Source organism: Pontibacter aydingkolensis, from assembly GCF_019443125.1.
GTDB classification, from domain to species: Bacteria; Bacteroidota; Bacteroidia; order Cytophagales; family Hymenobacteraceae; genus Pontibacter; species Pontibacter aydingkolensis.
Genome location: NZ_JAHYXK010000014.1, coordinates 100,044 through 111,587 on the forward strand (window position 1 = coordinate 100,044; position 11,544 = coordinate 111,587).

The window sequence follows — 11,544 nt, forward strand, 5'->3', positions numbered from 1 at the left end:
TAGTGATACGTGATACTTGTGTTGATTTAATTACTCCTGCGTTTCCTTCACTTTGATATCTGTACCCAGGCGCTGCAGGTAGGCAATCATGGCCACAATCTCAGACTCAGCCTTTACCTCGATGCCTTCTTTTTTCAGATCAGCCGCGATGCCGTTTGCCTGTTTCATCAGCTCTTCATTGGCATTGGCGATGTATTCCTCCTCGTAAGGCACACCCAGCTTTTTCAGCACTTTCAATTTATCCTGTGTCGTGCTCAGGTCTACTTCCTGTTCAAACAACCATGGGTAAGCCGGCATAATAGAGCCCGGCGACATAGAGGTTGGGTCCATCATGTGGTGGTAGTGCCAGCTGTGCGGATACTTACCTCCCACTCTGTGAAGATCCGGACCGGTACGCTTAGAGCCCCACAGGAAGTTGTGGTCGTACACAAACTCACCTGCTTTAGAGTACTCGCCGTAGCGTTCTGTTTCTGATCTGAACGGACGAACCATTTGCGTATGGCAGTTAACGCAACCCTCTTTAATGTACAGGTCGCGGCCATGCAGCTCCAGCGAAGTATAAGGCTTCACGCTGGCAATGGTCGGCACGTTAGATTTGATCACGAAGGCAGGTATAAACTCTACCAGACCACCTATCAGAATCGCAACAGTTGCCCAGATAGCCATTTGCGTAGGGCGTTTCTCAATCCATCTGTGCCAGTGACCGGCATTGTTAGATACTGTAGGTACAATTACCGGAGCTTCAGTTTTCTCGTTAGCAACCAAGCTACCAGACTTGGCAGTTTTATACAGGTTGTATACCATCAGGAACACACCGCCTAAGTATAATATACCACCGATACCACGCAGGTAATACATCGGCACGATCTGCAACACAGTCTCCAGGAAGTTAGAATACTGCAGAGTACCTTCTGCTGTAAACTGTTTCCACATTAAACCTTGTGTAAAACCAGCCCAGTACATTGGAATGGCATAGAAAAGTATACCCAGCGTACCTAACCAGAAGTGTGTATTAGCAAGCTTCTTAGAGAATAGCTCAGTTTTATAAAGGCGTGGGAACAACCAGTATAGCATGGCAAAAGTCAGGAAGCCGTTCCAACCAAGGGCACCCACGTGCACGTGCGCTACGATCCAGTCGGTGAAGTGCGCGATGGCATTCACATTCTTAAGCGACAGCATCGGACCTTCGAACGTAGCCATACCGTAAGCCGTAATAGCAACCACCATGAACTTAAGTACTGGCTCTTCGCGCACCTTATCCCAGGCACCACGCAGTGTTAGCAAGCCGTTGATCATACCACCCCAGCTTGGAGCAATCAGCATGATAGAGAATACTACACCCAGCGACTGTGCCCAGTCTGGCAATGAAGTATAAAGTAAGTGGTGCGGACCAGCCCAAATGTATATGAAGATCAGCGACCAGAAGTGTATGATAGACAATCTGTAGGAGTAAACCGGACGATTTGCAGCCTTAGGCAGGAAATAGTACATCAGGCCCAGGAACGGCGTTGTTAAGAAGAACGCAACCGCATTGTGGCCATACCACCACTGCACCAGCGCATCCTGCACACCTGCATAACCAGAGTAGCTCTTTAAGAAGTTAACCGGCATCTCGTAAGAGTTTACAATGTGCAGTACTGCTACCGTTAAGAACGTGGCGATGTAGAACCAAATAGCAACATACATGTGCTTCTCACGGCGCTTTGCAATCGTACCGAACATGTTCCAGCCAAATACCACCCAGATCAGGGTAATGGCAATATCGATTGGCCACTCCAGTTCAGCGTATTCTTTTGATGTTGTGATACCTAACGGAAGCGTGATAACCGCAGAAACAATGATCAGCTGCCAGCCCCAGAAATTTATCTTGCTGAGGAGGTCTGAATACATGCGGGTTTTGCAAAGGCGCTGCAACGAGTAGTAAACACCCATAAAGATGGCGTTACCCACAAAGGCAAAAATCACTGCATTGGTGTGCAGCGGCCTTACACGGCCAAACGTGGTGTACTGGTTACCCATGTTCACGTCCGGGTTTGCCAGCTGGAAGGCGATGATCACGCCTATCAGCATACCGGCAATGCCCCAGAACACGGTGGCTATACCAAAATCCCGAACGATTTTATTATCATAAAAGAACGTGTCGGTCACGCCCCGGTCCATACCCTTCGGCACAACCCGATCGGGCGCATTCTCTAAGACTTCAGCTACATTAGTTGACATGTGCGGTGTCCTCCGTTTTGTTTAAGTGTTGTATTTGTTTTGATGTTTTTCCTGTGAAGGAGGTCGATGAAAAAAAGCAATTATCGACGGTTCAAAATTCGGTAAGTATGAGTTCGGAAAAGATGATGAATGTCAGTATAGGGATTGATTGATATCAGCAGGGGGAGTAGGGTATTGGAATAAGGTTTATAGCGTTGGTTATTAAGCCTTGGTGAGTGGCTTTCCGCCTTTCTATCGAGCTCCTGCTGCTCCTCAGTCTTACTAGCTCATGGTTTCACCTTTGGCTTTGGTGCCCTCAAGCCGGGAGGCCTCGTCCTCGGGCATCGCGCTGTCTATCTTTCCTTTGCTCCTACGTCGCAATGCCTCACTTGCGCTCGTCACCGGAAACCTAGAAGGCGCTCAACCCAAGGACTGAGATTGACACTTCTTTGCAAGCGGCTAATGAGAAGGAAAGAAAGTATAAATTCTGATTCGTAGGGACAGGTCGCGACCTGTCCGAGGAATGGCCACAACTAAGAAGCTTATACTTTGGCTAAATCAATAGCACAATTCCCCTCTTGAGAGGGGCAGGGGTGTGTTATAGCAAAGGCTTAACCTCCCTTCTACCAAGATCCTTTCAGGATGACAGGAAAAATGGAATCCATTCAAACTACCCTTCCCTATTTCTAGGGGAGGCCAGGGTGGGGTAAACCAGTACTTCTAATGTATAAACTTAAGCTCCCTGCGGTTTATTGGCATCCTTACCTTTACCAGTTGGAGCTACCTCATTATCGAACAGCATGCGCACGGATGGCGTGTAATCGTCGTCGTACTGGCCGGAGCGAACTGCCCATAGGAAAGCTCCCAGAAAAGCTGCCGCTACTGTTACGCTTATGGCTATCATTAAAAAGATGATGTACATTTTATTTAATTATTAATTAATAATTATGAATTAGTAATTAGATCAAAGCCCTGCTCTCTTAGCGGCAAACTTCACAGAAAGCGTTGCAAAAACAATCACACTAAGCGAACTGATCGGCATAAGTATGGCAGAGGCGATTGGGGAGAAAAGCCCCTGTACGGCCAGCGTTAGACCTATCACGTTATAAACCAGCGACACAGCAAAAGTGGCAAGTATAAGGCTCATGGTCTTTTTAGAGAAGGCCAGAAACTTGCTTAGCTTATCAAAGGCTGTTGCGTCCAAAATGGCATCGCAGGACGGTGAAAAGTTGGTAACGCTGTTGGTCAGCGCAATACCTGCATCGCTTTGCTTTAGGGCTCCGGCATCATTCAGTCCATCGCCCACCATCAGCACTTTATGATGCATGGCCTGAAACGCCTGTATACTTTCCAGCTTCTGTACCGGTGACTGGTTAAATACCAGCTCTGCCTCTGGCCCTAGCAGTTCGCGCAGCCTTGCCTCTTCGTGGTTATTATCGCCGGATAGTACGGCTATTTTTTTGTCACCTAGGTCATGTAATATACTTTTCAATCCATCGCGGTACACGTTGTAAAAAGTATAATAACCCAGCAACATGCCATTCCACGACACATAAACAGTAGTCTTAAGCGTATCTGTGGTTTTATCTGAAGGCACACCTAAATAGGCTGCAGAACCAACTCTTATCAAATGGCCGTTTACTTCACCTCTCAAACCCTTACCGGCAAACTCCTGAAAATGCTCCACATTCAAAGGAGCCTCTTTTAGATTCTCACTGATGCGCTGGCTTAGCGGGTGCGTAGAGTGGCGCAGTACCGAAAGTATACTTCGCTCCTGCTCTGCTGTTAAAGCTTTGCCTGTGTAGGTTACCTCGGCTGCACTTGGCTCGGTAAGCGTACCGGTTTTGTCGAACACTACAGTGTCTATTTTAGCAAGACTCTCTACTACAGAGGTGTTTTTAAGGTAGAATTTATTCCTGCCGAACACACACATAGTATGGCCGTGCACAAAAGGCGTAGCCAGCGATAAGGCGCATGGGCAGGCAATGATCAGCACAGACGTAAAGGCACGCATGGCCATATCCGTATCGCGCGGTACCCAATACCAGAGGGTTCCGATGGCGACAATCACGGTGACGATCACAAACCATTGACCGGCTTTATTTGCGTAAGTTGCAACAGAAGAGTGCTTCTCCTCTTTAGAGAAGGCGCTATCGTTCCAGAGCTGTGTCAGGTAGCCCTGCGATACTTCTTTTACCACCTCTACCTCAATGCTCTCTCCTACCTGTCGGCCACCGGCATAAATGATCTCACCGGCTACTTTTTCCTCTGGTTCAGACTCACCGGTCACAAAGCTGTAGTCAATCATGGCAGTACCTCTCAGAAGTATGGCATCGGCTGGCACTAGCTCCTGGTTACGGATCCGTATTCTATCCCCGATCTTTAAGTTTCTGACTGCCATAGAAGTTTCCTCCCCGTCTTTCAGCACCGTAACCGACACCGGAAAGTAAGAAGTATAATCTCTGTCGAAAGAAAGGGAATCGTAAGTTCTCTGCTGGAAATATTTACCGATCAGCATAAAAAACACAAGGCCCGTAAACGAATCGTAATAACCCGGGCCAGTCCCTGTTGTGATCTCATACAAGCTCACAAAGAAAAGCGCCGTCAGGCCAAGTGCGATCGGGAAGTCTATGTTCACGAAACGCTGCTTCAGACCCTCCCAAGCCGAGGTATAAAAGCCACGGGCACTATAGAACAGCACAGGAATAGAAAGTATAAGGCTCAGGTAGCCAAAGAAAGAGCCGAAGGTGCGCTGCAGATCATCGGCAACCGCCAGGTAATCCGGGAATGCCATCAACATAACGTTACCAAAGCAAAAGCCTGCAATACCCAATTTATAGATTATAGTGTGGCTCTGCTTCTTAACTTTTTTGCCATCGGTATCGGCCAGGGTAATCTCCGGTTCGTAGCCTAATCGGGCCAGTAAAGTTACCACTTCGCGCAGGGTGGTTTTCTGATGGAAGTATGTTAGCGAGATCTCTTTGCGGAGGAAGTTTACCGTAGACTCCGAGATACCCGAATTTAGTTTGAACAGGTTCTCCAGCAGCCAGATACAGGAGCTGCAATGCATCTGCGGAACATAGAACGTTAGCTTGCAGATGTCGTCGTTCTTGAAATTGACAAGCTGTGCTTCTACCCCGGCATCGTCAAGGTAAGCAAAACGGGCATCAGATGCCTGCGCTTTACCTGATATGCCCGGATTCTGCTCCAGGTTATAGTAAGTGCAGAGGTTATTTTCCTCGAGTAATTCGTAAACGGTTTTGCACCCGGCGCAGCAAAAAGCTTTGTCGTGTGCTACGATCACTTCATCCACGCAAGCATCCCCGCAATGGTAGCAAGTCTGAATATTGGTTTGGAGTGCGGCTTCCATCTCAATTGTCTTTTTAGTCTGATACAAAAGTACTTAGGCGCACTTCCTTAAATGATGATAAGTGTCAGTTATGGTGTTGATTTATGTCAATGGCACCTACCTGACAATCGTATACTTTTGTAGTGTTGTATTAAAAGATTTACGGGAGCTTTACTTGAGACTTGAAAGTATAAACCTGCCCTAGCGCTGGTTGGCCTGAAAGTATAAAGCAGCATTTTATATAGAGTTTAGTTTAGTATATGGTATACATTCGGCCTCCCTGGCCGTTTTAAAAGCAGGCTACTTTGTGGCCTGCTTTTCCATTTTAAGTGTTTTTGGATAAGGAGGGGCAGGGGTGGTTGGACTAGGTGCTGCAGATTACATACTTAGCAAAACAAAACACCCCAGCACATAAAGCACCGGGGCATTCCTATCAAAACACTATGTCTAACTTTGTTGTCTTAAATGGCCTTGCTGAACACCTGTTGTTCGTACGGCGCTGCTTGCCTTAGCCTCAGATCGAAAACCATGCATATGTTACGGGTAAAAGCCTTACCAACAGGAGTTACAGTTAACCTGTGGTTTTCCAGTTCAATAATGCCTTCTTTCTGCATCTCTTTCAGCTGGTCAATGGCCTCATCATTGAGCATACTTAACAGACCTAAATCCAGATAAAGCTCACTCCTACAGGCAATTTCAAGTATAGCCTCTTTCAGCCTTAGGTCTTCTTGTGTTAAAAAGTGGCCTTTAAGTATTGCCAGCTCACCGTTAAGCACAGCTTCTTTGTAGGTTTCTACTTTCTTCAGGTTTTGCATATAGCCATACTTTGCATCGCTGATCGATGAGGTACCCAGGCCAATTAACAGATCAGTTTGAAAGGTAGTATAGCCCATAAAATTCCGATGCAACTCTTTCTGCTCCCAGGCTTTATAAAGGGCATCCTGTGGCAAGGCAAAATGATCCATGCCGATATCAGTGTAACCTAAGGCTTTAAATTTCTCTAGCCCCAGTTCATAAAGCGCGCGTTTCTCTGCATTATCAGGAAGGTCTTTATCAGAGTAGCTGCGCTGGCCCGGCTTTACCCACGGCACGTGCGCATAAGAGTAAAAAGCAATACGGTCCGGCATCAGTTCAGCCACCTTGTCTATTGTTTCGCTTACGCTTTGAAGCGTTTGGTAAGGCAGGCCGTAGATCAAATCAAAATTCACTGAGTCATAACCAATCCTGCGAGCCTCATCGGTTACGTGTTTTACGTTTTCGTAAGGCTGAATGCGGTTAATGGTAATTTGCACTTTCGGATCAAAGTCCTGAATGCCAAAACTTACTCTTCTAAAGCCTAAGTCATAAAGCGTTTCCAGGTGCGCTGTAGTCGTATTGTTCGGATGTCCTTCAAAGCTGAATTCTTTCTCAGGATGAAGTATGGCTCCCTCGTAAATTCCCTCCAGCAGCTTGCGCAGGTTTTCCGGTTTAAAAAATGTTGGCGTGCCTCCACCCAAGTGCAACTCCCGGATAATCGGTTTCTCTGAAAACTGCTGCAAGTATAAACCCCACTCAGCAAGTATGGCCTGTATGTAACCCTCCTCTACGCTATGATTTTTGGTGATGCGCGTGTTGCAGCCACAGTAGGTACAAAGCACTTCGCAAAATGGCAGGTGTATATAAAGGCTGATTCCTTTGGCAGCATTAGACTCCGCAAAAGTATACTTTACTACATCCATCCACTGTGCCGCAGCCGGTATCTCCTTGTCCCAGTAAGGTACCGTGGGGTAACTGGTGTAACGTGGTGCCGGTACATTATACTTCTGTATCAGGTATTCCTGCTGTTCGTTTACGTTCATCATCAAAAGCGATTATTTACTACTGCAAATTTCTCAGAAAGCAGCCAGCACATAAATGACTGTAAACAGGCCAGATGGTGATATTTGTCATCTTTTGCATTGATAAGGCTCATACCTGCAAAAGTAACCCAAGCTTAATTTTGCAGGAATAATCTAATAAAAAGACCATGATTAATTCGGATATAACAGGCGTATTATTGGTAAACCAAGGCACCCCCGACTCTTTTGAGGTAGCAGATGTGCGTAAGTACCTGCGCGAATTCCTGATGGATGAACGGGTGATCGATATTCCATATCTGCAGCGCTGGCCGCTTGTAAACCTGATCATTGCCCCTACCCGTACACCAAAGTCTGCTAAAGTATACCAGGAACTCTGGACACCAGAGGGATCTCCGCTTAAAGTATACGGCAACCAGGTGGTAGATCTTTTACAGCAGTCTTTACGAGAAAATTACCTTGTAAAATTGGGCATGCGGTATCAGAACCCGTCTATTCAGGAGGCACTTAAATCGTTTAAACAAGCTGGTGTTTCAAAGCTGATCGTGCTGCCGCTTTATCCGCAGTATGCCTCTGCCACAACAGGCTCAGTGTATCAAAAAGTGATGGAGCTGATGCAGGGCTGGCAAATAATGCCGGAGCTTAAGTTTATCAACAACTTTACAGATCACCCAAAATTCATAGAAGCGTTTGCCGCAGTTGGCAGAAAGTACATGGAAGCCGAAAAGTATGAGCATTATGTATTTACGTACCATGGCTTGCCTGAACGACAGCTACATAAAGATGATACCTACAGCAGCTGTGAAGAAGGAAGATGTGCCACGCACTACCATGCAGGAAACAAATACTGCTACCGGGCACAATGCTACGAAACCACGCGCTTAATGGCGCAGGAGCTGGGCATTTCACCGGACAACTACACGGTGGCCTTTCAATCGCGTTTGGGCAACTCTCCCTGGATACAGCCTTATACCGACGATGTAATAAAGCAACTGGCAAACACAGGAATAAAGAAAGTACTCGCTTTCGCACCCTCTTTTATCGCTGACTGCTTGGAAACCACAGTAGAAGTTGGCAGAGAGTATAAAGAGCTTTTCGAAGCGCATGGCGGCGCGCATTGGCAACTGGCAGAAAGCCTGAATACCATTCCACTATGGATAGATTGCCTGCACGAACTGGTAACTGAAACAGCAGTAAAGCATAGCCAGGCACTTAAAGTAGCTTAGTTATACTTGCTGAATAAGTATCTATACTTGCCATTTACTCAAGTGTATAATTGCACCAAACCAATTTCTATAAATTAGCCAAAGCAAGGTATTAATTAGGAGCGTATTAGCTGTAATAGGTCCAAACTGCGTATGCACTCATAACTTACAGGGTTGACTCCAGGGTTAACCCTTAAACATTTTATAACCTAAAATAAACTTAATACCTATGGCTTTATCACTTAAACCATTGCACGATCAGGTGATCGTGATCACAGGAGCATCCAGCGGCATCGGACTTTCAACGGCTCTCAAAGCAGCTAAGAAAGGAGCCAAAGTAGTGCTGGCTTCACGCAACGGCGATGCGCTGGCTAAAATAGAACAGCAAATTAAAAACGAAGGCGGACAAGCAATTTACGTTGTGGCAGATGTCGGACGCCAGGAAGATATACATAAGATAGCAGATGCCGCTATTGGTCGTTTCGGGGGTTTCGACACTTGGGTAAACGATGCAGGAGTGTCTATTTATGGACGGCTGGAAGAGGTAAGCGATGAAGACAACCGCCGCCTTTTCGACACCAATTTCTGGGGGCTGGTTTACGGCTCGCTTGCAGCCGCACAACACCTGAAATCACGCAACGGCGGCGCTATTATTAACTTAGGCAGTGTGCTTTCTGATGTAGCCATTCCTATACAGGGCATGTACAGTGCCAGCAAGCATGCCGTAAAAGGCTTTACAGATGCCCTGCGCATGGAACTGGAAGATGATAATGCACCGATATCAGTTACACTTATAAAACCGGCTGCCATTAACACGCCTTATACCGAACATGCCCGCAACTACATGGACGAGGAGCCTACGCTACCGCCTCCAGTTTACCAGCCCGAAGAAGTGGCCGATGCCATACTTTACGCTGCTACACATCCGCAACGTGATTTGTTTATAGGTAGCGGTGGTAAAATAATGAGCAGCATGAACAAGTATGCTCCAGGGGTAATGGACTGGGTAGGCGAGAACATGATGATCAAACAGCAGAAAAAGAATGAGCCAGCCCACCATCATGAAGGCTCATTGCACCATCCTGGCCAGGACGGCGAAATTTACGGCAACTACGATGGCCATGTGCAAAAGAGCGTGTACACCAGGGCGAAGATAAATCCGGTGATTACAGGCGTTGCCATTGCCACAGCCAGTGCTGCTGCGCTTGCCTTGTTAGGTAAAAACAGCCTGAAGAAGTTAGACCGGGATCTTGTAAATAAAAAGAAATAATAAACTATAGAAAGCTTAAAAAAACAAGAGGCGCCATACTTTGAAGTATGGCGCCTCTTGTTTTTTAAGGCATTACTTTTTAAAATAACTGTAACTGGTTATCCGGAACTGCTTTGCCTTTCATTGGTTTACTTCTGGCTCTAACAACTGGCTTCGCTATAAACGGAACAGCCGGGTCTACGCCAACATCGTCGCTGCTGGAAATCCTGAACACCGGCGTTTCTTCGTAGCGTGAGGCTACCATTATGTTAGTTCCTGCCGCATGCTCGTTAAACAAATCATCCACCAATTTGGGACAGTTGTTATTTTTGGAGAGGTGCCCCAGCAACAGGTGGCTCATGTATGCTGGCTTGTAAGCCGTAAACAGGTTTAGCGCCTGCCGGTTAGACAAATGCCCTTTGCCGCCGCTTATTCTTCTCTTAAGATGATATGGGTAATAGCCCTCAGCCAGCATCACCTCATCATAATTTGCCTCCAAAATAGCCGCATGGCATTGGCTGAAGTAATGGATCAATTGCTCACAGGGTGCCCCAATATCCGTAAACACACCTACCTTGGTGCCCTGGTAAGAGATGATAAAACTGTATGGGTCAATAGCATCGTGCAGCTTTGGGAAGCCAATGATTTCCAGATTCCCTATTTTAACCGGCTCCTGGGCATTAAACGTGTGCACCGGGAAAGCCACTTCTTCAAACCTGGCCCTGCGCAACGTATGGGGTGTGATGTAAACCGGCAGCTTATACTTTTTGGCCAGCACTGGTATGCCTTTTATATGGTCTGAGTGCTCGTGCGACACAAAGATGGCTTTCACTTTGCTCATAGAAAGCCCCAATCGTGCCATACGTCTTTCTGTTTCGCGGCATGATATTCCGGCATCCACCAGTACAGCTTCGTGCTCGTTACCAATATAATAGCAGTTGCCGTTGCTGCCAGAGTTAAGGGATGTTATATGTAAGTGCATGTAGTACAAAGTAAGCTGATTCCAAGCTATTCATCAAGCTTAAAAACCTGTTCTGGAGGGCTAAATTTATACTTTATCAGAAAAAATTTCCTAAAATTATACTTTGCGCCGGGCTGTGGTATAATTAAAAGTATAAACCCCGATTTTGAACAGGCTATAGTCGCTTTTGATTCCTGAAGAGTTGAAGAAACTATGGACTGGTTAAGGGATTTGCAATTAAAACATTGAGAGTCAAAGCAATTCAAAATAAAACTTCGTTACCGTTAGAAGGTAGTGTCGTTTCATTCTAAAATTTCTGGCGTGAATCTTCAGATTCGTGATTAAGCAGTAATGTTAAGTCTATGACTCAACTGGCCCGGAGGACCAGGCAATAACCGGTCACGAGTCAAAGGTCCAGGACTTACTTCGGGACGTGAATGCTTGAGTCAAGGAAAGGAAAAAAAGAAGAAATGATACGGCCTGCCTCAAGGGGTCATTTCGCCGCTACGCTAACTTAAGTTTATACTTGGTAGCTACTGCTTAACCTCCCTTTAACCAAGATCCTTTCAGGATGACAAATGAATTGGTAGTTGCTAAAAAGTCCTCCTTTGAAAGGATCGGGATGGAGTTGCTACCTTTATCCGGACATTAAGTTAAGCGAAAATTTAATACCTTAACGCTATGTCACAAGAGAGAAGAAGATTTGACAAGGAGTTCAAGCTGATGGCCGTTGAGCTCAGCAAGAG

The 11,544-nt window shown here is 46.3% G+C and carries 7 protein-coding genes; 2 read left to right on the forward strand and 5 right to left on the reverse strand.

Going from position 1 to position 11,544, the window contains the following annotated elements; genetic code table 11:
* Positions 1–30: 30 nt before the first annotated feature.
* The 4 genes from ccoN to hemN all read right to left on the reverse strand — a co-directional run bounded on the left by ccoN (position 31) and on the right by hemN (position 7,389).
* Entirely contained in the window at positions 31–2,160 is a 2,130-nt protein-coding gene (gene ccoN / locus K0O23_RS15280; protein ID WP_219878321.1) for a cytochrome-c oxidase, cbb3-type subunit I, read from the reverse strand.
* Positions 2,161–2,932: 772 nt separating this feature from the next.
* Positions 2,933–3,121: a cbb3-type cytochrome oxidase assembly protein CcoS gene (ccoS, locus tag K0O23_RS15285; protein WP_219878311.1), complete on the reverse strand. Its 189-nt coding sequence runs from the start codon at positions 3,119–3,121 to the stop codon at positions 2,933–2,935.
* A 42-nt stretch (positions 3,122–3,163) separates the two neighbouring features.
* Complete coding sequence (locus K0O23_RS15290) at positions 3,164–5,569, reverse strand: heavy metal translocating P-type ATPase (protein ID WP_219878312.1); 2,406 nt, start codon at positions 5,567–5,569, stop codon at positions 3,164–3,166.
* A 440-nt stretch (positions 5,570–6,009) separates the two neighbouring features.
* Complete coding sequence (gene hemN / locus K0O23_RS15295) at positions 6,010–7,389, reverse strand: oxygen-independent coproporphyrinogen III oxidase (protein WP_317195701.1); 1,380 nt, start codon at positions 7,387–7,389, stop codon at positions 6,010–6,012.
* Positions 7,390–7,553: 164 nt separating this feature from the next.
* Between hemN and hemH the strand changes: the two genes are divergently transcribed.
* Positions 7,554–8,609 (forward strand): ferrochelatase, encoded by a 1,056-nt coding sequence (gene hemH, locus K0O23_RS15300; protein ID WP_219878313.1) that lies wholly within the window; start codon positions 7,554–7,556, stop codon positions 8,607–8,609.
* A gap of 208 nt (positions 8,610–8,817) precedes the next feature.
* Positions 8,818–9,858 (forward strand): SDR family oxidoreductase, encoded by a 1,041-nt coding sequence (locus K0O23_RS15305; protein WP_219878314.1) that lies wholly within the window; start codon positions 8,818–8,820, stop codon positions 9,856–9,858.
* Between the two features lie 79 nt (positions 9,859–9,937).
* Here the strand turns inward: K0O23_RS15305 and K0O23_RS15310 are convergent, their stop codons facing one another.
* On the reverse strand, positions 9,938–10,819 hold the full coding sequence (locus K0O23_RS15310; protein ID WP_219878315.1) for an MBL fold metallo-hydrolase: 882 nt from the start codon (positions 10,817–10,819) through the stop codon (positions 9,938–9,940).
* Positions 10,820–11,544: the final 725 nt, after the last annotated feature.

Coding starts and splice junctions, on each gene's coding strand:
- hemN (WP_317195701.1), bottom strand. CDS start 7,389: ATGATGAACGTAAACGAACAGCAGGAATACCTGATACAGAAGTATAAT.
- K0O23_RS15310 (WP_219878315.1), bottom strand. CDS start 10,819: ATGCACTTACATATAACATCCCTTAACTCTGGCAGCAACGGCAACTGC.
- ccoN (WP_219878321.1), bottom strand. CDS start 2,160: ATGGACCGGGGCGTGACCGACACGTTCTTTTATGATAATAAAATCGTT.
- hemH (WP_219878313.1), top strand. CDS start 7,554: ATGATTAATTCGGATATAACAGGCGTATTATTGGTAAACCAAGGCACC.
- K0O23_RS15305 (WP_219878314.1), top strand. CDS start 8,818: ATGGCTTTATCACTTAAACCATTGCACGATCAGGTGATCGTGATCACA.
- K0O23_RS15290 (WP_219878312.1), bottom strand. CDS start 5,569: ATGGAAGCCGCACTCCAAACCAATATTCAGACTTGCTACCATTGCGGG.
- ccoS (WP_219878311.1), bottom strand. CDS start 3,121: ATGTACATCATCTTTTTAATGATAGCCATAAGCGTAACAGTAGCGGCA.